Raw genomic sequence first — 23883 nt, 5'->3', positions numbered from 1 at the left:
GTCACTCACCGACGCACCCGTGTTGACGCGCCAACCGCTGCGGGCGGACACCCCCCGACCCACCCCCTTCCCGCCGCGGGCGGGTGCGGCGCCGTACGACTGGCGCCGAGTGGGGTGGTTCCCTCGCGCCGTGGGTGGCTGCCGGCGCCGCGTGACTGACGCGTGAGTGGGCCGATTCCTTGCTGTTGTGCGCGGCGGTGGTGGGTGGGTTACATGCGGCTTAGGGAGGCTGCTGCGAGGAGTACGTCCTTGATGGCTTCCCGGTCGCCCAGTTGGCCTGCCGCTGCTTCGTCGGGGGAGACGTGGCCCGCGGCGAGGCGGCAGAATTCGACGCCGTCCAGGGCCACGTGGGCCACCTCGTGCTCGGCGGAGCCCACCTCGGCGGGGGAGTCCAGGGGGATCAGCCACTCGCCGCCGCCGGAGCCCTCGATCTCCAGGCGGAGGGTGCGGCCGGGGGTGCCGGCGGGGACCAGGTGGCGGGGCGTCCGGGCGGGGCTCGCCAGGCCCGCGCGGCGGCGTTCCGCGAGGGACGTGGGGAGCAGGCGGGCCGCGAGGTCGATCATGCGGTTGAGGTGACGGGCCGACGGCGGGTCGTAGGGGTAGTCCACCGCCTCCGCGATGTCCTCCGCGTGCACCCAGCACTCGAAGGCGCGCTCGATCATCGCGTCGTGCAGCGGCAGCTCGCCCACGCCGTAGGGCACGCCCAGACCGCCCGCGCTGCCGCCCGTGAAGGAGACCGTGCGCACGATGCCGTGGCCCTGTTCGCGCCAGGGCGCCCGGACGGTGCGGGTGGGCGGGAAGTGCGAGGCCCGCCAGTACGCCTCCGTGCGGGCCGTCGGCGTCGGCGGGTCGGCGTCGGTGTCGCCGAGGGGGTCGTCGAGGCCGAGGGCGACGGCGATGAGGCCGTCGACCGCCAGGAGGTGGGCGATGACGCCGGCGACGGTCGTGCGGCGGCTGGCCGGTTCCGTGCCGTCGAACCAGCGCAGCCGCACCGGCGCGTGCCACTCGGCGTCGCCGAAGTCCTGGAGCAGGGCGTCGAGGCGGGCGATCTCGGCGTCGTAGGGCCGGGCCCACTCGGGGACCGGGATGCGCGGTGGGCGCCGGTCCAGGCAGGTCGCCAGGACGCGGGTGCGCAGGCCGGGGTCGAGGTCGAGGCTGTCGGGTCGTTGCAGCAGCCCGACCGCCTCGCGAAGCCGCCGGGCCTCGTCGGCGCAGTTGCCGCACATGCCGAGGTGGTCCTCGACGGCCAGCGCCTCCTCGGGGGAGCAGGCGGCCAGCGCCCACGCGCCCAGCAGGGACTTCAGCACATGGTGTTCGAGGGGCGGGTGCAGGGCGTCCAGGACGGGCAGGGGCAGGCCGGTGTCCTCCACCGACGCCCGCGGCATCGGTATGCGGGGCGGCTGGGCGGGGAGGGGCGTGATCTCCCGGTCGGCCTCGGGCTTCTTGTCGTCGTGCTCGTCCTGCTCGTCGTAGTCGTCGTGCTCGTGGTGTTCCGGGTCCGTCACACCGCACCTCCGTATCCGGGCGGCGTGCCGGCGTCGTGGGCCGTGGAGAGGAGCTGCAGGCCCAGGCGGAGGCGGCGGCGTGCCTCGTCCTCGGTGATGCCGAGGTCGGTGGCGGTCTGGCGGTAGTCGCGGCGCTGGAAGTAGGCGCGTTCCAGGGCGGCGCGCAGCGGGGCGGGCATGGACTGGACGATGTAGTCGGCGCGGGCGGCGACGGAGGCGTGGCGGACCTTGAGCTCCAGGTCCTCGCTGGAGCCGTGGCCGCCTTCGGCGAGTGCCGCGGTCTCGGTGGCGCGCAGGCGCTGGACCGCGAGGCGGTGGGTCAGGGTCGCCACCCAGGAGCGCAGGGGGCCCTGTCTGGGGTCGTAGGCCTCGGGGTGCTCCCACAGGTGTATGAACACCTCGCGGGTGATGCCGTCCGCGGCCCGCTCGTCGTCGAGCACGCGGTGTGCCAGACCGTGGACGAGGGAGGCGAAACGGTCGTAGAGCTCGCCGAGGGCGGCCGCCTCACCGCGTGCGAGTCGCTGCTGCATCTTGCGGTCCCAGCGGGGCGGTGCGTCCTTCTTCGCCATGCGGCCCCCTCGCCGTGGTTCGTCCCGGTGTCCAGCCTGCGTCCATCGCCACCTCGAATGTAGTCGGCACGTCTGACGACGCACGCCCCTTTGTGCCAATGCGCGCCCCTGGACCAGTCGCAGGTGGTAGTGCGCTTCCGGGCGGCGCCTACCCACCGCGTACAAGACCAGACCTGATCGAACAGGATCGAATGCGACAGAATCAAGCCTTTTCCGTTTGGATTTCGTTTCCGGCAGTGTGTTTCAGGGAACCGCCGCTGGGCAGCCGCGCCGCATGGAAGCGTAGGGACTGGCTCCGTTTCCAGGTGGTTCCGGCCGTTTCCCGCACGTTCCGGCGACGAAGGGCATGGTGGTGGCGTTCAAGGTGACCGGCGACGAGCAGGGCGACTGGGCCGTGCTCCACGTGTCGGGCGAGCTGGACCTGGTGACCTCGCCGGTGCTGCGCGGGCGGGTGCACGACGCGGTCGCCGAGGGCCGCCACAGTCTCGTCCTCGACCTCTCCGAGGTCTGGTTCTGCGATTCCAGCGGTGTGGGCGTGCTGATCGCGGCCCGTCGGCTGCTGCGCTCCTGTCAGGGGCGGCTGCGGCTGATACTCCCGGCCCAGGGCGCGGCCGACGGCTCGCACGTCAACCGCGTGCTGGGCGCACTGGGGGTGCGGCGGCTGTTCGACGTGCATCCCGACCTGGCCTCCGCGACCTCGGACGACGCCAGTCCTCTCTCCGCGTGAACTCTCTGCCACACCGTTGTCCCAAAATTCCCCCGGTCTTGGCACAACCGTCGTTTTCCTCCTCCGGAACCGTCCGCGGCGTCGTACGCTCCCTGGCGAGAAGCACCCCGAGATGACGTGAGGCGGCCTGAAAGACATGGTCAGCAGCGAGTACGAGCGCAGGATCGCGGCCCGGTTCGCCACCTTCGACCAGGACGGCAACGGCTATATCGACCGCGAGGACTTCAGCGGCGCGGCCAAGGCACTGCTCGTGGAGTTCGGCACGGCGTCCCGCTCCGACAAGGGCCAGGCGCTGTACGGCGGAGCCGAGGCCTTCTGGCAGGGCATGGCCGGGATAGCGGACCGGGACGGTGACCAGCGCATCACCCGCGAGGAGTTCGTCAATGGCGCGGTCAAGCGGCTGCGCGACAACCCCGACCGCTTCGCCGAGATCGCCCGCCCCTTCCTGCACGCGGCGCTCGCCGTCGCCGACCCGGACGGCGACGGCTCGGCCACCGTCGAGGACCTCGCCCGCGTGCTGCGGGTGCTCGGCGTCCCCGAGGACGCCGCGCGGGCGGCGGCCGGCTCGCTCGACGGCGACGGCGACGGCACCGTGAGCGAGACGGAGATCGTCTCCGCGTTCGCCCGCTTCTTCACCGTTCCCGAGTAACCGAGAAACGCTCCCTGAGCCGGTACTTGAGCACCTTGCGCAGGGTGTCGTTGCGCGGCAGGGCGTCGACCACCTCCAGCTGCTCCGGCAGCTTGTGCGCCGACAGCCCTTCCGCGCGCAGGTACGCGGTCAGCTCCTCCAGGGTCACGGGGGTGGCCTGCGCGGGCTGCTCGACCACCGCGCAGACCAGCTCCCCGCGCTCGGCATCCGGCAGGCCGATCACCGCCACGTCCGCGACCGCCGGGTGCCGGTGGAGCAGTTCCTCGATCTCCTTGGCGGAGATGTTCTCCCCCTTGCGGATGATCACGTCCTTGAGGCGGCCGGTGAGCACCAGGTGCCCGCCGTCGGTGAGCCGCCCGAGGTCGCCGGTGCGCAGGAAGCCGTGCTCGTCGAACGCCTCCGCCGTCTGCGCCGGGTCGAGGTAGCCCCGGCAGACGGCCTCGCCGCGCAGCCGCACCTCGCCGTCGACGATCCGTATCTCCATGCCCCGGGGCGGACGCCCCTCGGTCGTCGCGAGGTTCTCGGGGGTGTCGTCCGGCGCGCCCATGGTGATCATCGGGACCTCGGTCATGCCGTACCCGTGGGTGAGCTGGACGCCCATCTCGCGCACGACGGCGTGGTAGACGTCGGGCGGCTTCGGCGCCCCGCCGCCCGCGAGCAGCCGCAGCGTCGGCACCACGGGGGTCCCGGGCTGTGTGCGCTGCGCGGCCAGGAACATCGAGTAGAACGCCGTGGAGCCGCCGGCGATCGTCACCCCGTGGGCGCGGTACGCGGGCAGCGCGTCCGGCAGCGCGAACTGCTCCAGGAGCAGCGCCGGGATGCCGTACAGCAGCAGCATCACCGTGTAGTCGAGGCCGCCGATGTGGGCGTAGGGGAAGGCGATCGAGCCCACGTCGTCGGCGGTGGGCCGCAGGGCGTGCGCCAGGCAGGTGCCGCCCGCGATCAGGGAGCGGTCCGTGTGCAGGACGCCCTTGGGCGCGGAGGTCGTGCCGGAGGTCCAGTAGATCCAGCGGACGTCGGCGCCCCCCTCGGGCGGCGCGGGCAGGACGGACGGATCGCCGTCGGGCAGGTCCTCGTACGCCTCGAAGACCCCCTTCGCGCCGAGCCGCCGGGCCATCGCCGTGTGGTCGAAGCCGCGCCAGGTGCCCGGCACGGCGAAGTACTCGGCGCCCGACTCGCGCAGCGCGTGGCCCACCTCGCGCTCGCGCAGGAACGGGATGAGCGGGGTCTGCACGGCGCCGAGGCGGGCCAGCGCGAACGTGAGCACCGCCGTCTCGACACGGGTGGGCAACTGCCAGGCGACGACCGTGCCCGGGCGCACCCCCATGCCGTACAGCCCGGCCGCGGCCCGTTCGGCGCGGTCGCGCAGGGCGCCGAAGGTCAGGGTGCGGTCGTCCTGGAGCAGGACGGGGCGGCCGGGGGTGCGGTCCGCCCGGCGGAGGAGCAGGTCCCAGAGGGTGGGCGCGGTGCTGAGCTCGTGCGCGGTGGTGTGCAGGGTCACGGTGGCCCCCGATGAGCTGACGGATAGTCAGATAGTGGGCCGAGCGTAGGGCCCGGCGCCTTGTCGGTCCAGGGGTGCGGGACTAGCCTTCCGGTACGGCGTCATCTGACGGGTCATCAGATCTGTAGCTCCGCGGAGGGGACCCATGACCGAACTGCCCCGCATCATCAGCGTCGACGACCATGTGATCGAGCCCGCGCACCTCTTCGAGACCTGGCTGCCCGCCCGCTACCGCGACCGCGGGCCCCAGCCGCTGACGGCGGGCATCGGCGAACTCGCCTACGTCGGCGGCAAGTACCAGATCACCATGGACCCCGAGGGCCAGCCCACCGACTGGTGGATCTACGAGGACCTCAAGTTCCCGTACAAGCGCAACATCGCCGCCGTCGGCTTCGACCGGGACGAGATGACCCTGGAGGGCATCACCCGGGAGGAGATGCGGCGCGGCTGCTGGGACCCCAAGGCGCGGCTCGCGGACATGGACCTCAACCACGTCGAGGGCAGCCTGTGCTTCCCGACCTTCCCGCGCTTCTGCGGGCAGACCTTCGCCGAGGCGCACGACAAGGAGGTCGCCCTCGCCTGCGTGCGCGCCTACAACGACTGGATGGTCGAGGAGTGGTGCGGTGACAGCGGCGGACGCCTCATCCCGCTGTGCCTGATCCCGCTGTGGGACATCGACCTCGCCGTCGCGGAGATCCGGCGCAACGCCGCGCGCGGCGTGAAGGCGGTGACGTTCTCCGAGATCCCCACCTACCTGGGGCTGCCCTCGATCCACTCCGGCTACTGGGACCCGTTCTTCGCGGTCTGCCAGGAGACCGGGACGGTGGTCAACATGCATATCGGGTCGTCGTCCCAGATGCCGGCGGCCTCCCCGGACGCGCCCCCCGCCGTGCAGGCCTCGCTCTCCTTCAACAACGCGATGGCCTCGATGATGGACTTCCTCTTCAGCGGGGTCCTGGTGCGCTTCCCCAGGCTCAAACTGGCCTACTCCGAGGGCCAGATGGGCTGGATCCCGTACGCCCTCGAGCGCGCCGACGACGTCTGGGAGGAGCACCGCGCGTGGGGCGGCGTCCGCGACCTCGTCCCCGAGCCGCCGTCGACGTACTACTACCGGCAGATCTTCTGCTGCTTCTTCCGGGACAAGCACGGGGTGGCGTCCCTGGACGTCGTCGGGCGCGACAACGCCACCTTCGAGACCGACTACCCGCACGTCGACTCCACCTTCCCGCACACCAAGGAGGTGGCCCTCGACCACGTCAAGGGCCTCGACGACGAGACGGTCCACAAGCTGATGCGGGGCAACGCCATCCGCATGCTGGACCTCGACCTGGACCGGTAGTGGACCTGACGTACACGCCCGAGGAGGAGGAGTTCCGGGCCGGCCTGCGCCAGTGGCTGAAGGGCGCGCTGCCCTCCCTGCCGGCCAAGCCGTCCCCGGACGACTGGCCGGGGCGGCGCGCCTACGACCTCGGCTGGCAGCGGACGCTGTACGACGCCGGGTACGGCGACGTCCACTGGGACGCCTCCCCGACCGTGCGGCTGATCTTCCTGGAGGAGACCGAGCGGGCGGGCGCCCCGTACGTGGGCGCCAACTTCGTCGGGCTGCTGCACGCCGGACCGACCGTCGCCGCGGAGGGCACCGAGGAGCAGCGCGCCCGCTGGCTGCCGCCCGTCCTGCGCGGCGAGCAGGTCTGGTGCCAGGGCTTCAGCGAACCGGACGCCGGGTCCGACCTCGCGGCACTGCGCACCCGTGCGTGGCGGGACGGCGACGACTACGTGGTGTCCGGATCCAAGATCTGGACCTCGCACGCCGAAGTCGCCGACTGGTGCGAACTGTTGGTGCGCACGGATCCCGCCGTACCCCGGCACCGGGGCATCAGCTGGCTGGCCATGCCCATGGACGCGCCGGGCATCACCGTACGGCCGCTGCGCACCCTGGCCGGGTCGGCCGAGTTCGCTGAGGTCTTCCTCGACGAGGTGCGGGTGCCGGTCGCCAACCGGGTCGGCGACGAGAACGACGGCTGGCGGGTCAGCATGGTCACGCTGTCGTTCGAACGCGGGACGGCCTTCGTGGGCGAGGTGGTGGCCTGCCGCCGGGTGCTCACGGAACTCGCGCGCGAGGCCCGGAAGAACGGGCGGTGGGACGATCCGGTGCTGCGCCGGCGGCTCGGCAGGCTGAACGCCGAGTTCCGGGCGCTGTGGCGGCTCACCCAGTGGAACGTGAGCGAGGCGCAGGCCTCGGGCGGCGTTCCCGGCGTGGGGGGTTCGGTCTTCAAGCTGCGGTACTCGCACGCCCGCCAGGACCTCTACGACGCCGCCGCCGACGTCCTCGGCCCCGATGCGCTCGACCTCGACCGGCCGTGGACGCTCGACCGGCTGTCCGCCCTGTCGTACACCATCGCGGCCGGCACCTCGCAGATCCAGCACACCATCGTGGCCGAACGGATCCTCGGCCTGCCGAAGGGGCGGTAGCCGTGCGTTTCCAACCGACCGAGGAACAGCGCGCGTTGCGGGCCGCGCTCCGGCAGCTCCTCGACCGGCACTTCGACGACGGGGCCCGCCGGACCGCCGCGCGGCGGACGGCGCCCGTGCTGGACCGGGCGCTGTGGCGGGAGCTGGGCGCGGCGGGGTTCTTCGCGCTGCGCCTGCCGGAGGACCGGGGCGGGGTGGGACTCGGGCTGCCGGAGGCCGTCCTGGCGTTCGAGGAGGCCGGGCGGGCCCTGGTGCCCGGCCCGCTGGTGGCCACGCACCTCGCCGCCGGAGAGGTGCCCGGAGCCGCGGACGGGACGGCCGTCGTGGCCGCCGTCGACGCGGGCGGGCTGGTGGAGTGGCTGACGCAGGCCGACGCCGTGCGCGGGGACGCCTCCGGCGCCGTACCCCTGCGGTCGGTCGATCCGCTGACGCCGCTGCACCGGGTGCCGGGGGGCCGGGGGGCGGCGGATCCGGTGGCCGTGCTGCTCACGGCGGCCGAGCAGCTCGGCACGGCCGCGCGTACGTGCGAGCTGGCGGCGCAACACGCCCGGACCCGTGAGCAGTTCGGACGGCCGATCGGAGCCTTCCAGGCCGTGCAGCAGCTGTGCGCGCGATCCCTGGTCCGGGTGGAGGTGGCGCGCGCCGCCGTGTACGCGGCGGCCGTCACCGCCGACCCCGTGGACGTCGCCGCGGCCCGGCTGCTCGCCGACGAGGCGGCTGTGCGCGGCGCCCGCGACTGCCTCCAGGTGCACGGCGGCATGGGCTTCACCTGGGAGGCAGAGGTGCATCTGCATCTGAAGCGGTCCTGGGTGCGGACCCACCGTACGGGCGACATCACGGAGAGTGAGGAGAGCCTCGCGCGCGATCTCCTGGCCGAATCGGTCTGACAAGGCCCCTGCCTGCGGCGTCGGTGAACCCGGGAAGCCGGGATGTCGCGGATTGTGGCATGCCGGAATTACGGAGCGTTGATACCGGCTTGTGTCCTAGGTGTGACTCGTCACGTCCTGGAGTCGAAGGTCCGCTCCGGTACCTTGTGTGAGATGCGAGAGGTTCCGAGCTCGAGTCACGCCGGTGACGAGCCTTGTTCCACCGCCTGTTCGACTCCCTGCGGCGAGCGTCGCACAGTATGCCGCACGGGTACTCCTTCGCGCTGGAATATGCCCGAAGCGCTTGTTGGGGTGACTGTACGTCAACCATGCTGGTGCGTAAGGGATTCACGGTCCGTGATCCCTGCTCTGGCCGTTGTTCTGGTCATGCAGAAAATGGCTACGATCGTGGCCCTCCTGAGGCGCGAGCCTCTGTGTCCACCGGTTCGGATGGTGTGAGCGGTGCAGGTGCTTCAAGTGCAGCTGGAGATCCGGCCCGACCCCGCAGAGGTGGGGCGCGCGCGGCGGTGGACCCGCTCGCGGCTCGCCGGGTGCGGCATAGCGGCCGACGAACCGCTCGCCGAGACGCTGATCCTGCTGGTCTCCGAACTTGTCACCAACGCCGTCGTGCACACCGGCTGCCCCGCCGTGCTGCGCCTCTCCCTGCCCCAGCCCGCCACCGTCCGCGTGGAGGTCGCCGACGGCAGCACCCGCGCCCCCGTCCCCCGGTGGGTGGACGGCGACGAGACCGGCGGCCGGGGCCTCGCGCTCGTCGACGGGCTCGCCGACCGCTGGGGCTGGAGCCCCGACGGCATCGGCAAGCAGATCTGGTGCGAACTGGACCGCTGTGCCGAACCCCGCACGGCGTCCAGGGCGTACGGGGGCGGCGCGGTGGCCGCCTGCGAAGGGCTCGACGGCTACGAAGGGTACGAAGGGCTGGCGTACGAGGCCGTCTGAGGCGCCCGGCGCCCCGTCCGGGGGCACGCGCGCAAGGCCGACGGGTGCGCCAGGCCCGGTGGAGGGATGTGCGCCCGTGCATGCTTCCGTGCGCGCCCGCGCCATACCGGATGTAACCGGCAAATTCCCCCGTCCCTGTTGACGCGACGTGTCCGGCTGATCACGCTGGGGGCAGCGAATCGCCGCGAGGGGACGGCGAGGGTCTCGGTGACGGAGGTCCTTGTCGAGTGCGAGTCGTGTTTCGGCGTGGGTCCGCCCATCGGGGCACGAGGGGGCGGGTACGCCGGAGCCGGATGGCGGCGTGTGGCGCCGTGCTCGGGGCGGGCGTGCACGCGCCGCCATCCGGACTCACCGCACGGCGCGCCCGCCCCATCCCCGCTACAGCACGGCGACCGGCGCCACCGGGGCCCCCGTCGCGCCGGTGAACGGCTCGGGTGTGGCCGCCAGCAGGAACGCGTACCGCCCGGTTTCTCCACAGGCTGTGGACAACTCTTCGAGATTCCAGTTCTGGCCCTGCGGCATCCCCATCTCCACCAGGTGCAGCGCGTGCACGGGCAGCCACAGGTCCTCCGTCTCCGGCGGGAAGATCTCGAAGGTGAGGGTGTCGTTCGCGACGGCCGCGACGTCGCGCGCGTGGAACCAGGCCGGCGTGCGCACGGACAGCCCCGGCGAGGGATGGGCGTACCCGTGCCTGTCCCCGGCGAGGCAGGCCCGGACCTGCCCGGTCCGCACGAGCACGACGTCTCCGGCACGCACCCGGGTGCCGGCCAGGTCCTCCGCCGCGTCCAGGTCCTCGGGGGTGACCGCGTGGCCCCCGTCCAGGCGGTCCGTGCCCCGCGCGCGGGCGACGTCCAGCAGCACGCCGCGCGAGACGAGGTGCCGCACCGTGCCGATGCCGCCGAACTCGGCGCCGCCGTGCGCGGTGACCGTGCCCGCCGGGCGGCCGTTGTAGAGCCGGCCCGAGTGCGAGACATGGGTGAGGGCGTCCCAGTGGGTGCCCGCCTGGAGTCCCATCGTCACCGCGTCGTCGCTGCACGCGACCGTGCCGGGGCCGAACAGTTCCTGGTTGATCTGCACCATGACGTGCAGCGGATTGACCCGTCCGGGGATCATCCCCGTCTGCACGCCGTCCTGGCGCAGCGGCAGCGCGAGCGGGATCCGCCGTCCGGTGCGGATCTCCGCGGCGGCCCCGCGGACCACCTCGTCGGTGATCAGGTTGAGCGTCCCGATCTCGTCGTCCGCCCCCCAACGGCCCCAGTTGTTCACGCGCTTGGCGATCTCGTGGAACTCGGCCGGCAACGACATGGGCCCTCCCCGGGGCTTGTGTCCGGGCATCTGACGGGTCATAGAATCTAACGGACCGTCAGAAAACGCGGGAAGGGGCCGGACGTGGGGAACTTCTTGGCCGGCGAGGTCGTCGTCGTGACGGGCGCGGGACGCGGCATCGGCCGTGCGGTCGCGCTCGCGGCGGCCGCCGAGGGGGCACGGGTCGTCGTCAACGACTACGGGGTGGCCGTCGACGGGGCCTCACCCACCAGCGAGATCGCGGACGCCGTCGTCAAGGAGATCGAGGCCGCGGGCGGCGAGGCGGTCGCGGTGGCCGACGACATCTCCACGATGGCCGGCGGCCGGCGCGTGGTCGAGGTGGCGCTGGCGTCGTACGGGAGGCTGGACGGGGTCGTCTGCGTCGCCGGGATCCTGCGGGAGCGGATGCTGTTCAACATGACCGAGGAGGAGTGGGACCCGGTGGTCGCCACCCATCTCAAGGGCACCTTCACGGTGTTCCGGGCCGCCTCGGAGGTGATGCGCCGCCAGCGCGGCGGCACCCTGATCGGGTTCACCAGCGGCAACCACCAGGGGTCCGTGTCGCAGGCCAACTACAGCGCGGCGAAGGGCGGGATCATCTCGCTGGTGCGCAGCGCCGCGCTCGGACTGCACAAGTACGGGGTGACCGCGAACGCGGTGGCGCCGGTGGCCCGTACGCGGATGTCGGCGAACGTGCCGACGGAGCTGGCGGAGATCGGGGAGCCCGAGGACGTGGCCGCGCTGGTGGTCTACCTGCTGTCCTCGCGGGCCCGGCAGGCCGGGATCACCGGGCAGGTCTACACGATCGCCGGGCCGAAGATCGCGGTGTGGGCGCAGCCGCGCGAACTGCGCGCCGCGTACGCCGAGGGGGCGTGGACGCCGCAGCGGATCGCCGACTTCCTGCCGGGCTCGGTGGGGGTGGACCCGATGCCGATGCTGGAGCGGGTGGCGGGGATGGAGCGGGCGGCGAGATCCGGGGAGCGGCCGAACGCCTGAGGGCTCGGGGAAGCGTAGGTTTCGGCCGCAATCTTGGGAGGGCGCCGTGGACTTCGGGTTCACCGTCGAGGACGAGGTGTTTCGCAGCGAGGCACGGGACTGGCTGGCCGCGCACGCCGGGGACGGGCAGGACCGGCGGGGCTGGGAGCGGACGCTGGGCAAGGCGGGGTGGATCGGGATCGGCTGGGCGGCCGACGGGTGGGGCAACCGGACGGCCTCGCTCACCCAGCAGGTCGTCTGGGCCGAGGAGTACGCCAGGTCGGCCGCGCCGCCGCGCTCCGGGCACATCGGCGAGAACCTGCTCGCCCCGACCCTCATCGCGCACGGCAGCCGGGAGCAGAAGGCCCGCTTCCTGCCGCCGGTGGCCGCCGGGGACGAGCTGTGGTGCCAGGGGTACAGCGAGCCGGGCGCCGGCTCGGACCTCGCGGCCTTGCGCACCACGGCGGTGCGGGAGCCGGGCGGTGCGCACTACCGGATCACCGGGCAGAAGATCTGGACCTCGCTGGCGCACGAGGCGGACTGGTGCTTCGTGCTGGCGCGCACGGAGGCGGGCTCGCGGCGGCATCAGGGGCTGAGCTTCCTGCTGGTGCCGATGGACCAGCCGGGGCGGATCGAGGTCCGGCCCATCCGTCAGCTGACCGGCACGAGCGACTTCAACGAGGTCTTCTTCGACGGGGCACGCGCCCGCGTGGAGCACCTCGTGGGCGGGGAGGGCGCGGGCTGGCGGGTCGCGATGAGCCTGCTCGGGTTCGAGCGGGGGGTCTCGACGCTGGCCCAGCAGGTCGGGTTCGCCGAGGAGCTGGGGCGGGTGGTGCGCTCGGCCCTCGACTCGGGGGCGGTGGACGATCCGGTCCTGCGGGAGCGGCTGGTGCGCCAGTGGGCCGAGCTGCGGGTGATGCGGTGGAACGCGCTGCGGACACTGGGCGGTTCGGGGGACGCGGGCGCGTCGAGCGTGGCCAAGCTGCTGTGGGGCGGCTGGCATCAGCGCCTGGGGGAGCTGGCGGTGCAGGTGCGGGGGGCCACGGCCGGGGTCGGGCCGGTGCGGTGGTCGGCGGCGGCGCCCTACGAACTCGACGAGGTCCAGCGGATGTTCCTGTTCAGCCGGGCCGACACCATCTACGGCGGCTCGGACCAGATCCAGCGCACGATCATCGCCGAGCGGGTGCTCGGTCTGCCGAGGGAACCCAAGGGAGCGTCGTGATGAGAGGCGTCGTCTTCGACGGAAAGCAGGTCCAGGTCGTGGACGACCTGGAGGTACGGGACCCCGGGGCCGGCGAGGTGCGGGTGGCGGTCGCGGCGGCCGGGCTGTGTCACAGCGATCTGTCCGTGGTGGACGGGACCATACCCTTCCCCGTTCCCGTGGTCCTGGGCCATGAGGGCGCGGGTGTGGTGGAGGCGGTGGGGGAGGGCGTGCGGCATGTGGCGCCCGGCGACCATGTGGCGCTGTCCACCCTCGCCAACTGCGGGACCTGCGCCGACTGCGACCGGGGGCGGCCGACCATGTGCCGGCGGGCGATCGGGCGGCCCGGGCGGCCCTTCACGCGGGACGGCCTGCCGATGCACCAGTTCGCCTCCAACTCGGCGTTCGCGGAGCGCACGGTGGTGAAGGCCGTGCAGGCCGTGCGGATCCCCGAGGACATCCCGCTGACGTCCGCCGCGCTCATCGGCTGCGGGGTGCTTACCGGGGTCGGCGCCGTGCTGAACCGGGCCCGGGTGGACCGCGGCGACAGCGTCCTCGTGATCGGCACCGGCGGCGTCGGGCTGAACGTCCTGCAGGGCGCGCGGCTCGCGGGCGCCCCGCGGATCGTCGCCGTGGACAGCAACCCCGCGAAGGAGGCGATGGCCCGGCGGTTCGGGGCGACCCACTTCCTCACGTCGGCCGAGGGCGTGCGGGAGATCCTGCCGACCGGCGCGGACCACGCCTTCGAGTGCGTCGGGCGGGTGGAGCTGATCCGGCAGGCGATCGACCTGCTCGACCGCCGCGGCCAGGCCGTCCTGCTGGGGGTGCCGCCGGCGGGGGCCGAGGCCTCCTTCGTGGTCTCCTCGATGTACCTGGACAAGTCCGTCCTCGGCTGCCGCTACGGCTCCTCGCGACCCCAGCGGGACATCGCCCTGTACGCCGAGCTGTACCGGCAGGGCCGCCTGCTGCTCGACGAACTCGTCAGCGAGACCTACCCCGTCGAGGACTTCGACAAGGCACGGGCGGACGCGGAGGCGGGGCGGGTGGCGCGGGCGGTCCTCACGTTCTGACCGCGGCGGGCGGCGTGCGGCGTGGGGTCGTTCACGTCCTTCCGGCCGTGCTCCCGTCCGTCCGGAACGTGCGCCGGTAGGCCGTCGGCGTCACGCCGAGGGCCGCCTGGAGGTGCTGGCGCATCGACTGGGCCGTGCCGAAGCCCGCGTCGTGGGCGACCTGGTCGACGGAGAGGCCGGTGGACTCCAGCAGGTGGCGGGCGCGCTCGACGCGCTGCTGGGCGAGCCACTGGCCGGGACTGACGCCGACCTCCTCGCGGAACCGCCGGGTGAAGGTGCGTACCGACATCGCCACCTGCTCGGCCATGTCGCGCAGCTGGATCGGCTCGTGCAGCCGGCCGAGCGCCCAGGCGCGGGCGGTGGTCGTGGAGGACCGCCGCGGCTCGGGCAGCGGCCGCTCGATGTACTGCGCCTGACCGCCGTCGCGATGCGGGGGTACGACGGTGCGCCGGGCCACCTCGTTGGCGACCTCCGTGCCGTGGTCGCGACGCACCATGTGCAGGCACAGGTCGATGCCGGCGGCGACGCCCGCCGAGGTCAGGACGTCGCCGTCGTCGATGAACAGGACCTCCGGGTCGACCCGGACGCGCGGGAAGAGCCGCTGGAAGCGGTCCGCCTCGGCCCAGTGCGTGGTCGCCGGGCGGCCGTCCAGGTAGCCGGCGGCGGCCAGGACGTACACGCCCGTGCAGATCGAGGCGAGGCGGGTGCCGGGGCGGAGGTGGGCCAGGGCGGCGGCCAGCTCGTCGGTGAGGACGCCTTCCTCGTGGACCGGGCCGAGCTCGTAGGAGGCCGGGACGATCAGCGTGTCGGCGGTGGCGAGGGCCTCGGGGCCGTTGCCGACGTGGATGGCGAAGTCGGCGTCGGTGTCGACCGGGCCCGGTGGCCGGACCGAGCAGGTCACGACCTCGTACAGCCGGCGGCCGCGGGCGTCCTTGGGGCGGCCGAAGATCCGGTGCGGGATGCCCAGCTCGAAGGGGAGCAGGCCGTCGAGGGCCAGAACGACGACACGGTGGGGACGGAAGGGATCGGCGGCCGTATCCATGGCCCGATCCTAACGAATGCTGTCCTCCCGGCCACTCGCTCGCGCGCGTCCCGGGACCGAAGCTCTATGTCGTGACCCAGACAAGTGAAGCGGCGGCAGTCGTCGGGAAGCCGGAGCCGAGGCGTCCGCGGATCCACCGGGCGTGGTTCGTCGCCGCCGTCACCTTCGTGACGATCATCGGGGCGGCCGCCTTCCGCTCCCTGCCGGGACTGCTGATCGACCCGCTTCACCAGGAGTTCGACTGGTCGCGCGGCACGATCGGCGCGGCGGTCTCCGTCAACCTCGCGCTCTACGGCCTGACCGCGCCCTTCGCCGCGGCACTGATGGACCGCTTCGGCATCCGGCGGGTGGTCGCGGTCGCGCTGACCGTCATCGCGATCGGCTCGGGCGCGACGGTGTGGATGACGGCGGCCTGGCAGCTGCTGCTGTGCTGGGGCCTGCTGGTCGGCCTCGGCAGCGGGTCGATGGCGCTGGCGTTCGCGGCGACCGTGACCAACCGCTGGTTCACCGAGCGGCGCGGCCTGGTCACCGGCATCCTCACGGCCGCCTCGGCGTCCGGGCAGCTGATCTTCCTGCCGGTGCTGTCCTGGATCGTGGAGACCCACGACTGGCGGCCGGCCGCCGTCACCGTCGCGCTCGCCGCCCTCGCGGTGGTGCCGTTCGTGTGGCTGCTGCTGCGCGACCACCCCGCGGACGTGGGCCTGAAGCCGTACGGCGCGAAGGACTTCGTCCCGAAGCCGGCACCGGTGCCGGGCGCGGCGCGGCGGGCGGTGCGGGTGCTGCTCTCCGCCGTCCGCACGGGGCCCTTCTGGCTGCTGGCCGGGACGTTCGCGATCTGCGGCGCCTCCACCAACGGGCTCATCCAGACCCACTTCGTGCCCGCCGCCCACGACCACGGGATGCCGATCACCGCGGCGGCCTCGCTGCTGGCGGTCATCGGGGTGTTCGACGTGGCCGGCACGATCGCCTCCGGCTGGTTCACCGACCGGTTCGACGCGCGGCGGCTGCTGGCGGTCTACTACGCGCTGCGCGGCATCTCCCTGCTGTTCCTCCCCCTGCTGCTGGCGCCCAGCGTGCACCCGCCGATGATCTTCTTCATCGTCTTCTACGGGCTCGACTGGGTCGCCACCGTGCCGCCCACGATGGCGCTGTGCCGGGAGCACTACGGCGAGGACAGCGCGATCGTGTTCGGCTGGGTGCTGGCGTCGCACCAGGTCGGCGCGGCCGTGGTGGCCTTCGCCGGCGGAGTGGCGCGCGACGTGTTCGGCTCGTACGACGTGATGTGGTACGCCTCCGGCGCGCTGTGCGCGGCGGCCGCGCTGATGGCGCTGGTGATCCGGCGGGTCGGGAACGCGCCGGCGACGGGCCTGGCCGCCGCCCGCTGACCCGCCCGTGTGCGGTTGTCGTCCGTCCAGCGGCACGGGATGCTGAGGGTGCACGAAGGGGAAGCGGTGTGATGGATCGTTTTCCGAATGCGGCCGACGTCGATTTCCACAGCCCGCTGGACCTCTCCAAGGCCGCCGTCGCCGTGCTCGACGCCGACGGCGTCGTCTCCGGGTGGGCGTCCTCGGCGCAGCGCCTCCTCGGGTACCCGCCCGAGGACGTCCTCGGGCGCCCCGCCGCGCGGCTCCTGGCGGCGCCCCCCGGGCAGCGGCCGTCCGCGCTCTGCGGGGCGTCCCGGCCCCGCAGCACCGTGCTGGACCTGCGCCGCCAGGACGGCCGCGCCCTGCGCGCGGCCGTGACCTTCAGCCCGCTGGCGCCCCGGGGCGTCGCGGCGACCGTGGTGGTCGCGGCCGATCTGGAGGCGATGCGCGGCTGGGAGGCGCAGCTGGCGATGCTCCAGGGGCTGGCCACCGAGTCCCCCGTCGGCCTCACGATCTTCGACACCGACAAGCGCGTCGTGTGGGGGAACGTCTCCACCGATCTGGAGCTCGCGGGCATCGCCCAGTACATCGGCAGGCCGGCCGAGGACCTCTTCCCGGAAGGCGAGTTCATCTCCCGCCATCACTCCCCGGACGAGGACCAGGTGATGGAGCACGTGATGGCGACGGGCGAACCGGTCATGGGGATGCACTACCGCGGCCGTGCCCCCGCCGACCCGGTGCGCGAGCACGTCTGGTCCTGCTCGTACCACCGGCTGGTGGACGCCCGGGGCGAGACGCTGGGGCTGTTCGAGGAGTCCCTTGACATCACCGACCGCTACCGCGCCCAGGAACGGCTCTCGCTGCTGGTACGGGCGGGAAAGCGCATCGGCGTCTCGCTGGACGTGCGCCGCACTGCCGCGGAGCTGGCCGACGTCGCCGTACCGCAACTGGCCGACGAGGTGCTGGTGGACCTGCCGCCGGCGGTCATCGAGGGTCGGCAGCCGCCGACGGGCTCGGCGCCGGGGCACAATCTGCTGCGGATGCACGGCCGGACCCCGGAGGACTTCCGGACCACCCCCGTCTCGTATCCGCCCTCGTCACCGCAGGCCCTGAGCCTGGCCGCCGGCCGCCCCGTCGTCGACGACTCCCCGCCCGGCGCCCCGGATGCGGCAGGAGGGGCCGCCGCGCACCCCTGTCTCTACGTCCCGCTGCTCACCCGCGACGCGGTCCTCGGCCTCGCCACCTTCCGGCGCAGCGGCAACCCCGACCCTTTCGGGCCCGAGGAGCAGACGCTCGCCGTGGAACTGGCCGAGCGGGCGGCGGTGGGGATCGACAACGCCCGCCGCTACACCAGCCAGCACGCGGCGGCCCTGGTGCTCCAGCGAAGCCTGCTGCCCCAGCACCTGCCCGAGCAGAGCGCGGTCGAGGTGGCGTACCGGTACCGGCCCGCCGACAGCCGTGTGGGCGTGGGCGGCGACTGGTTCGACCTGATCCCGCTGTCCGGCGCCCGGGTGGGCCTGACGGTCGGCGACGTGGTGGGTCACGGCGTGCACGCGGCCGCGACCATGGGCCGGCTGCGCGCCACCGTACGGACCCTGGCGCTGCTGGACCTGGACCCGGCCGAGCTGCTCACCCGGCTGGACGGCCTGGTGGCACAGGAGTCGGAAGCGCATGCGCAGGAGGGCCCGAGCATCGAGGGACTCGGCGTGACCTGTCTCTACGCGATCTACGACCCGGTGGGCGGCCGCTGCGTCTGGGCCAGCGCGGGCCATCCCCCGCCGGTCGTCGCCGACGCGGGGGGCTCGGTCTCCTTGTCGGCGCTGACGCCGGGACCGCCGCTGGGGCTGGGCAGCCTGCCCTACGAGAACGTGGAGCTGAGCCTGTCCGGCGGCAGCATCGTGGCGCTGTTCACCGACGGGGTCGTGGAGGACCGGCACACCGACATCGACACCGGGATCGACCGCCTCGCCCATGTGCTCACCTGGCAACGCTGCCCCTTGGAGGAGCTGTGCGACCGGGCGCTGTCGACGCTGCCGCCCGGACCGCAGACGGACGACGCCACGCTGCTCCTCGCGCGCACCCGGCGGCTGGACTCCGACCGGGTGGCGGACCTGGAGCTGCCGTCCGACCCGGCGCTGGTGGCCCATGCCCGCACGGTCACCGAGCGCCAGCTGGAGAACTGGGGTCTGTCCGACCTGTCGTTCAACGCCGCGCTGGTGGTGAGCGAGCTGGTCACCAACAGCATCCGGTACGCCACCGGGCCGGTCATGCTGCGGCTGATCCGCGACCGCTGCCTGCTGTGCGAGGTCTCCGACCGGGTGCACACCGCACCGCACCTGCGACGGGCGCGCCGCGACGAGGAGGGCGGCCGCGGGCTGTTCCTCGTCGCCCAGGTGTCCCAGCGCTGGGGCACGCGCTACACGTCGTCCGGGAAGACCATCTGGGCCGAGCTGGCCATCCCTTGACGACGGGCCCTGGACCGGCGCCGGGCGGGCCTTGGGGCGCACCGGGGCGGCCCCGGTCTCAGAGGAATCGGCCCCGGTGGAACAGCAGAGGTGCCCCGGCCTGGTCGTCGCCCATGCCCAGGGCCGTCACCCGCCCCACCACGACGAGGTGGTCGCCGCCCGGGTGCACCGCGTGGATCGCGCAGTCGATCCACGCGAGGGTGCCCGCGAGGCGGGGGGAGCCGGAGACGGGCGCGGTGTCGTGCGCGACCCCGGCGAACTTGTCGGCGCCGCTCACCGCGAAGCCCCGGCACAGCTCGCCCTGCCCGGCGCTCAGGACGTTCACGCAGAAGACCCCGGCGCGGGCGATGCGCGGCCAGGTCGTCGACGTACGGCCCACCATGAAGGCGACGAGGGGCGGGTCGAGGGAGAGGGAGGAGAAGGACTGGCAGGCGAAACCGGCGGGGCCCTCGGCGGTGGGAGCGGTGACGACGGTGACACCGGTCGCGAAGCTCCCGAGGACGCGGCGGAACTCCCGCTGGTCCACGGGCGCCCGCTCGTCGTCGCGCACGCACCGCAACGTCGGCCGCGGCAGCGCCTCCACGGGGCCGGGGGCCCCGGCCGCCCTCAGATACCGGACGGCGGCTTCGGCCGTCCCCGCTTGTCCCATCACACCGCCCATTGAACCTGACGGTCCGTCAGATAGGAACCCCCGGAAGCCCTCGGTCAGCGGCCGTGGAACTCCGGGCCGCGGCGCTCCAGGAAGCTCGCCAGGCCCTCCTTCGCGTCCCGTGTCGTCATGTTGATCTCCTGGGCGGCGGCCTCGGCGGCGAAGGCGGTGGCGCGGTCGGTGTCGAGGGAGGCGTTGACGAGCTGCTTGGTGAGGGCGAGGGCGCGGGTGGGGGCGGCGGCGAGGCGCGCCGCCCACCCGGAGGCCGCCTCGGCCAGGTCGCCGTCCGGGACGACCCGGTTGACCAGGCCCAGGCGTGCGGCGTCGGCGGCGGTCAGCGCGTCGCCGAAGAACATCAGCTCCTTCGCCCGCTGCGGTCCGATCAGCCGCGGCAGCAGATACGCGCCGCCGCCGTCCGGCACCAGCGCCCGGCGGACGAACACCTCGATGAACCGGGCCGACTCCGCGGCGAGCACGAGGTCGCAGGCGAACGCCAGATGGGCGCCGAGGCCCGCCGCCGTGCCGTTCACGGCGGCGATCACGGGCTTCTCGCAGTCGAGCACGGCGCCGATCAGCCGCTGCGCGCCCACCCGCAGCGTCCGTGCCACGTCCCCGGCGACCCGCTCGCCACCCGCCGCCCCACCCCGCAGATCGGCTCCGGCGCAGAAACCGCGGCCGCTCCCGGTGAGGACGACGACCCGCACGTGCGGGTCCGCCGAGGCGTCGGCGAGCAGCCCGGCCAACCGGTCGCGCATGCCGGGCGTGAGGGCGTTCAGGGTGTCGGGGCGGTCGAGGGTGAGGCGGGTGACGGCGTCCTCGGTCGTGGCGTGGATCCAGGGGTCGGGCATGCTCGGGCTCCGTTTCGTCGCGTGACCGGCGGGGGCGGCGGCCTCACCTGCACACCGCCAGCGCGTCCAGGGCCACCGCGCCCTGGCCGCGGGGGAGCACCATCAGGGGGTTGACGTCGAGTTCCGCGAGGTCCTGGTCCAGTTCGAGGGCCATGCGCTGGACCCGGAGGATCACTTCCACCAGGGCGTCCAGGTCCGCCGGCGGGCGGCCGCGGACGCCGTCGAGGAGGGGGCGGCCGCGGAGTTCGGCGAGGGCGGCGCGGGCCTGGTCCTCGCCGAAGGGCGGCACGCACACGACGGTGTCGCGCAGGACCTCCACGAGGACGCCGCCGAGCCCCACCGTCACGGTCGGGCCGAAGAGGTCGTCGTGGGTGACGCCGACGACCATCTCGACGCCCTGCTCGACCATCTGGCAGACCAGGACGCCGTCGAGACGGACCCCCTCGTGGCGGGCGATGTCGGTCAACTCGCGGTAGGCGTCCCGGACCTGGGCGGCGGAGGTCAGCCCGATCTTCACCAGGCCCAGCTCGGTCTTGTGCGCGAGCTGGGCGCCGGACGCCTTCATCACCACCGGATAGCCGACCAGCCCCGCCGCCCGTACGGCGGCCGCCGCGCTGGTCACGAGCTGCTCGCGCGGCACCCGGATCCCGTACGCCCGCAGCAGCTGCTTGGCCGCGTGCTCGCTGAGCCGCTGTCCCGGACGCATCAGCTCGCGTGCCTTGCGGAAGGAGGGCGAGGGGCTGCGCGGCGCGTCGTCGAAGGGGGAGCGGTAGCCGCTGACGAAGCGGTGGTGGCGGAGGTGGGCGCGGACGGCGGTGAGGCAGTTGGCCACCGTGCGGAAGGTGGCCACGCGGGAGGATCCGAGCAGCACCTCCCGGTACGCCGGCTCGGTGCCGACCGGCGACCCCCACACCACGCACACCAGCTTGTCCGTCTGCTCGGCCGCGTCCACCAGGTCGCGCACGAGCCGGTCGCTCAGCGGCGGGAACGGACCGGTGACCGGGCAGATCAGCACGCCGACGTCCGGGTCGGCGAGGAGCGCGTCGATGATCTTCCGGCCGCGCGGGTCCCCCACCGGGTGGCCGCCGTTGTCGACGGGGTTGGCCACGCTCAGGTACGGCGGTATCCACTGGTGCAGCTCGGCCTGCCGGGCCTCGGACAGCGTCGGCAGCCGCAGCCCCGCCGCGGTCGCCAGGTCCGCGACGTGGGCGCCGGTGCCGCCCGAGATGGAGTAGACGACCACTCCGTCGGCGCGCGGCGGCCGGGCGCGGGCCAGCAGCGCGGCGGTGTCCTGGAGTTCGTCGAGTCCGTCGACGCGGATCACGCCGTACTGCCGCATCGCCGCGTCCACCACCGCGTCCGCGCCGGTCAGCTTGCCGGTGTGGGAGGCGGCCGTGCGGGCGCCGGTCTCCGTGCGGCCCACCTTGACGGCGACGACCGGCACCTTGCGCCGTGCGGCCCGGTCGGCGGCGAGGAGGAAGGAGCGGCCGTCCTTCAGGCCCTCGACGTACGCGGCGATGGCCCCGACCTCGGGGCGTCCGGCGAAGTAGGAGAGGAAGTCGGCGGTCTCCAGGTCGGCCTCGTTGCCGGTGGGGGCCCAGTGGGAGAGGCGGATGCCGAGTTCCTGGAGGGCGAAGACGGGGCGGCCCTGGTGGCCGGACTGGGTGATGAGCGCGATCGCCGGGCCGTCGAGGTCCTCGCGGAAGTTTTCGAAGGCGTTCAGGTTGGTGTTGGGTCCGAGCAGGCGGATCCCGCAGCGGCGGGCGGCGTCGCCGAGCCGGGCCTGCGCGGCGGCGCCCTCCTCGCCGGTCTCTGCGAAGCCGGACGCGAACGCCACCGCGAACCGGACCTTCGCCTCGGCGAGTTCCTCGACGACCGGGAGCGGGTCGGCGACCAGCAGCACGGCGAGGTCGACCTGCTCGGGCAGGTCGGCGACGGAGGGGACGCAGGGCAGGCCGAAGACGCGGGCGCGGGTGGGGTGCACCGGGTGCAGCCGCGCGCCGACCCGCTCGGCCCAGCCGATCAGCTGCCGGGTGACGCCGGTGTTCGGGCGCCCCTCGGCGTCGGAGGCGCCGATCACGGCGACGGACCCGGGGCGGAAGAAGCGGTCCAGATCGGGGACGTCGGCGTACAGCGGGCGACCGCTGACGTCGAGGTCGTCCACGTCGGCCGCCCGCCCGTGGACGGCGGGGCCCGAGCGCCCGTCGCCGCAGGCGATGACCCGGGCCCGGCGGGCGTCGGTGGTGAGGGTGCCGTGGGTTGATCCAAGCATCGGTCCGCCCGCTTCCGTGTGACGGCATAGTAAACTGACGCTGTGTCAGATTACTGAACTGACGCAGGGTCAGGAAACCGTTGTGCGGGCGGAATCGAGGTGCGGGACGCGGCGGTGGTCCGCGCCTTGCGGTCAGCCGGGGATGCGCGAGACCTGATCGGCGCTCCGCCGGGCGACCGCTCGCGCGATCCGCTCCGCGTCGCGGGCGAGTTCGCGGAGCATGCCGCTGATGGGGTTGGTGAACCCCGTGAAGTACAGGCCGGGGGCGCTCTTCGGGGTGCGGGCGCCGTGCGTGACGGGTCTGCCGCGGGCGTCCAGGACGCCGAGGTGGCCGACGAGGGGTTCGAGGGCGCGGACGTAGCCGGTGGCTGCGACGACCGTGTCGGGGCCGATGCGCTCGCCGTCGGCGAGGACGACCTTGTCGCCGTCGAACGACTCCACCGCGGCGACGATCTCGACCTTGCCCTTGCGGACCGCGTCGATGAGGCCGACGTCCTGGACCGGGATCGCGCCCTCGGTGACCCTGCTGTACAGGCCGGTGCCGGGGCGGGGCAGGCCGTGTGCGGCGAGGTCGGGCACGCTGACCTTGGCCAGCGGCCGCGCCAGCCGGTCGACGAGACCGACCGGCAGGCGGCGCACCAGGACGCCGGTGTACTGGGCGGCCCAGCCCGCGGTGGAACGGCGGACGATGTGCGGCGCGGTGCGCACCGACAGCCGTACGCGCCGCGCCCCGCCCTCGACGAGGTCGACGGCGATCTCGGCGCCGGTGTTGCCGACGCCTACGACGAGGACGTCCCGGCCGGCGTGCGGCGCCGCATTGCGGTAGGCCGAGGCGTGCAGGAACTCGCCGGTCCAGGCGTCGCGGCCGGGCCAGTCCGGGACGCGGGGCGTGTGGTTGTAGCCGGTGGCGACGACGACCGCGCCGCCGGTCAGCCGGCGGCCGCCGGTGGCGTGCAGCAGCCAGCCGGTGCCGTCCGGCGCGGGCTCGACACGGGTCACCTCGACGCCGGTGACGATCTCCAGTTCGTGGTGCTCGGCGTACTTCTCGAGGTAGCGCACGACGTCGTCCCGCGACACCCAGCGTCCGAAGCGGCGCGGCATCGGCAGCCCCGGGAGGGCGGACAGGCGTCGGGTGGTGTGCAGGTGGAGGCGGTCGTAGTGCCGCCGCCAGGAGGCTCCGACGCGGTCGGACTTCTCCAGGACGACGGCCCGGATGCCCCGCGCCCGCAGGGCCTGCGCGACGGCGAGTCCCCCCGGTCCCCCGCCGATGACGTAGACGGGCCGATCGGCGGGCACCTGCGCCCCGCCCACCACCCGCGCTTCCGCCCCACCCTCCGGCCCGACGGTCCGGCGCCCCGCAGCCTCGGAGCCCACGGCTTCCGGGGCCGGGGTCTGGGGGTTCGCGCCGTCCGGGTCGGCGCTCTGGGAGTTCGTGCCCTCGGGGTT

20 protein-coding genes are annotated in these 23883 nt (G+C 73.6%); 11 read left to right on the top strand and 9 right to left on the bottom strand.

Features of this window, described 5'->3' with window-relative positions; genetic code table 11:
- Positions 1-209: 209 nt before the first annotated feature.
- Positions 210-1421, bottom strand: coding sequence for a zf-HC2 domain-containing protein (locus ACIP2X_RS36330; RefSeq protein ID WP_401682125.1), 1212 nt, complete (start codon positions 1419-1421; stop codon positions 210-212).
- A gap of 80 nt (positions 1422-1501) precedes the next feature.
- Positions 1502-2074 (bottom strand): sigma-70 family RNA polymerase sigma factor, encoded by a 573-nt coding sequence (locus ACIP2X_RS36325; protein ID WP_401682086.1) that lies wholly within the window; start codon positions 2072-2074, stop codon positions 1502-1504.
- Positions 2075-2420: 346 nt separating this feature from the next.
- On the opposite strand from ACIP2X_RS36325, the gene ACIP2X_RS36320 reads away from it, so the two are divergent.
- Both ACIP2X_RS36320 and ACIP2X_RS36315 read left to right on the top strand, forming a co-directional pair.
- Positions 2421-2801 carry an STAS domain-containing protein gene (locus ACIP2X_RS36320; RefSeq protein ID WP_401682084.1) on the top strand — a complete coding sequence of 127 codons (381 nt, stop codon included), beginning with the start codon at positions 2421-2423 and terminating at the stop codon, positions 2799-2801.
- Between the two features lie 136 nt (positions 2802-2937).
- Positions 2938-3450 carry an EF-hand domain-containing protein gene (locus ACIP2X_RS36315; protein WP_401682080.1) on the top strand — a complete coding sequence of 171 codons (513 nt, stop codon included), beginning with the start codon at positions 2938-2940 and terminating at the stop codon, positions 3448-3450.
- Here ACIP2X_RS36315 and ACIP2X_RS36310 read toward each other — a convergent pair.
- A complete protein-coding gene (locus ACIP2X_RS36310) occupies positions 3434-4945 on the bottom strand; it encodes a class I adenylate-forming enzyme family protein (RefSeq protein WP_401682122.1) in 1512 nt (503 codons plus the stop codon). The genes ACIP2X_RS36315 and ACIP2X_RS36310 overlap by 17 nt on opposite strands.
- A gap of 151 nt (positions 4946-5096) precedes the next feature.
- Between ACIP2X_RS36310 and ACIP2X_RS36305 the strand changes: the two genes are divergently transcribed.
- From ACIP2X_RS36305 to ACIP2X_RS36290, 4 genes are all read left to right on the top strand, one after another.
- On the top strand, positions 5097-6290 hold the full coding sequence (locus tag ACIP2X_RS36305; RefSeq protein ID WP_401682078.1) for an amidohydrolase family protein: 1194 nt from the start codon (positions 5097-5099) through the stop codon (positions 6288-6290).
- Entirely contained in the window at positions 6290-7423 is a 1134-nt protein-coding gene (locus ACIP2X_RS36300) for an acyl-CoA dehydrogenase family protein (protein WP_401682076.1), read from the top strand. Before ACIP2X_RS36305 ends, ACIP2X_RS36300 begins: the two co-directional genes overlap by 1 nt.
- 2 nt (positions 7424-7425) lie before the next feature.
- Positions 7426-8310 (top strand): acyl-CoA dehydrogenase family protein, encoded by an 885-nt coding sequence (locus ACIP2X_RS36295; protein ID WP_401682073.1) that lies wholly within the window; start codon positions 7426-7428, stop codon positions 8308-8310.
- Between the two features lie 456 nt (positions 8311-8766).
- The gene (locus ACIP2X_RS36290) at positions 8767-9246 is read left to right on the top strand and encodes an ATP-binding protein (protein WP_401682119.1); all 480 of its coding nucleotides are present in this window, start codon (positions 8767-8769) and stop codon (positions 9244-9246) included.
- A gap of 378 nt (positions 9247-9624) precedes the next feature.
- Here ACIP2X_RS36290 and ACIP2X_RS36285 read toward each other — a convergent pair whose 3' ends face one another.
- Positions 9625-10551, bottom strand: a complete 927-nt coding sequence (locus ACIP2X_RS36285; RefSeq protein WP_401682070.1) for a cyclase family protein — start codon at positions 10549-10551, stop codon at positions 9625-9627.
- An 84-nt stretch (positions 10552-10635) separates the two neighbouring features.
- On the opposite strand from ACIP2X_RS36285, the gene ACIP2X_RS36280 reads away from it, so the two are divergent.
- From ACIP2X_RS36280 to ACIP2X_RS36270, 3 genes are read left to right on the top strand one after another with little or no spacing between them, the layout of a single operon-like run.
- On the top strand, positions 10636-11547 hold the full coding sequence (locus tag ACIP2X_RS36280) for an SDR family NAD(P)-dependent oxidoreductase (RefSeq protein WP_401682067.1): 912 nt from the start codon (positions 10636-10638) through the stop codon (positions 11545-11547).
- A gap of 46 nt (positions 11548-11593) precedes the next feature.
- Entirely contained in the window at positions 11594-12748 is a 1155-nt protein-coding gene (locus ACIP2X_RS36275; protein ID WP_401682064.1) for an acyl-CoA dehydrogenase family protein, read from the top strand.
- Positions 12748-13797, top strand: a complete 1050-nt coding sequence (locus ACIP2X_RS36270; RefSeq protein ID WP_401682061.1) for a Zn-dependent alcohol dehydrogenase — start codon at positions 12748-12750, stop codon at positions 13795-13797. The genes ACIP2X_RS36275 and ACIP2X_RS36270 overlap by 1 nt, the downstream gene beginning before the upstream one ends.
- A 31-nt stretch (positions 13798-13828) precedes the next feature.
- On the opposite strand, the gene ACIP2X_RS36265 is transcribed toward ACIP2X_RS36270, so the two are convergent.
- Positions 13829-14839, bottom strand: coding sequence for a GlxA family transcriptional regulator (locus tag ACIP2X_RS36265; protein WP_401682059.1), 1011 nt, complete (start codon positions 14837-14839; stop codon positions 13829-13831).
- A gap of 71 nt (positions 14840-14910) precedes the next feature.
- Between ACIP2X_RS36265 and ACIP2X_RS36260 the strand changes: the two genes are divergently transcribed.
- Positions 14911-16224 carry an MFS transporter gene (locus tag ACIP2X_RS36260; RefSeq protein ID WP_401682057.1) on the top strand — a complete coding sequence of 438 codons (1314 nt, stop codon included), beginning with the start codon at positions 14911-14913 and terminating at the stop codon, positions 16222-16224.
- A 71-nt stretch (positions 16225-16295) separates the two neighbouring features.
- Entirely contained in the window at positions 16296-18668 is a 2373-nt protein-coding gene (locus ACIP2X_RS36255; RefSeq protein ID WP_401682054.1) for a SpoIIE family protein phosphatase, read from the top strand.
- Positions 18669-18726: 58 nt separating this feature from the next.
- Here ACIP2X_RS36255 and ACIP2X_RS36250 read toward each other — a convergent pair whose 3' ends face one another.
- The 4 genes from ACIP2X_RS36250 to ACIP2X_RS36235 form a co-directional block, all read right to left on the bottom strand.
- Complete coding sequence (locus tag ACIP2X_RS36250) at positions 18727-19317, bottom strand: flavin reductase family protein (protein ID WP_401682051.1); 591 nt, start codon at positions 19315-19317, stop codon at positions 18727-18729.
- A gap of 56 nt (positions 19318-19373) precedes the next feature.
- Positions 19374-20165 (bottom strand): enoyl-CoA hydratase/isomerase family protein, encoded by a 792-nt coding sequence (locus tag ACIP2X_RS36245; RefSeq protein ID WP_401682048.1) that lies wholly within the window; start codon positions 20163-20165, stop codon positions 19374-19376.
- A 43-nt stretch (positions 20166-20208) separates the two neighbouring features.
- Positions 20209-22437, bottom strand: coding sequence for an acetate--CoA ligase family protein (locus ACIP2X_RS36240; RefSeq protein WP_401682045.1), 2229 nt, complete (start codon positions 22435-22437; stop codon positions 20209-20211).
- A gap of 132 nt (positions 22438-22569) precedes the next feature.
- Complete coding sequence (locus tag ACIP2X_RS36235; protein ID WP_401682117.1) at positions 22570-23751, bottom strand: flavin-containing monooxygenase; 1182 nt, start codon at positions 23749-23751, stop codon at positions 22570-22572.
- Positions 23752-23883: the final 132 nt, after the last annotated feature.

It is taken from the genome of Streptomyces sp. NPDC089424, assembly GCF_044749345.1.
GTDB lineage: Bacteria > Actinomycetota > Actinomycetes > Streptomycetales > Streptomycetaceae > Streptomyces.
The sequence above is the reverse complement of the archived record's forward strand: the minus strand, read 5'-3'. Positions and strand labels throughout refer to the sequence as shown.

Bases quoted from the DNA above. Each gene is read 5' to 3' on its own strand.
- ACIP2X_RS36315 (WP_401682080.1), top strand. From the start codon at position 2,938: ATGGTCAGCAGCGAGTACGAGCGCAGGATCGCGGCCCGGTTCGCCACC.
- ACIP2X_RS36325 (WP_401682086.1), bottom strand. From the start codon at position 2,074: ATGGCGAAGAAGGACGCACCGCCCCGCTGGGACCGCAAGATGCAGCAG.
- ACIP2X_RS36270 (WP_401682061.1), top strand. From the start codon at position 12,748: ATGAGAGGCGTCGTCTTCGACGGAAAGCAGGTCCAGGTCGTGGACGAC.
- ACIP2X_RS36245 (WP_401682048.1), bottom strand. From the start codon at position 20,165: ATGCCCGACCCCTGGATCCACGCCACGACCGAGGACGCCGTCACCCGC.
- ACIP2X_RS36250 (WP_401682051.1), bottom strand. From the start codon at position 19,317: ATGGGACAAGCGGGGACGGCCGAAGCCGCCGTCCGGTATCTGAGGGCG.
- ACIP2X_RS36240 (WP_401682045.1), bottom strand. From the start codon at position 22,437: ATGCTTGGATCAACCCACGGCACCCTCACCACCGACGCCCGCCGGGCC.
- ACIP2X_RS36285 (WP_401682070.1), bottom strand. From the start codon at position 10,551: ATGTCGTTGCCGGCCGAGTTCCACGAGATCGCCAAGCGCGTGAACAAC.
- ACIP2X_RS36305 (WP_401682078.1), top strand. From the start codon at position 5,097: ATGACCGAACTGCCCCGCATCATCAGCGTCGACGACCATGTGATCGAG.
- ACIP2X_RS36255 (WP_401682054.1), top strand. From the start codon at position 16,296: ATGGATCGTTTTCCGAATGCGGCCGACGTCGATTTCCACAGCCCGCTG.
- ACIP2X_RS36265 (WP_401682059.1), bottom strand. From the start codon at position 14,839: ATGGATACGGCCGCCGATCCCTTCCGTCCCCACCGTGTCGTCGTTCTG.
- ACIP2X_RS36320 (WP_401682084.1), top strand. From the start codon at position 2,421: ATGGTGGTGGCGTTCAAGGTGACCGGCGACGAGCAGGGCGACTGGGCC.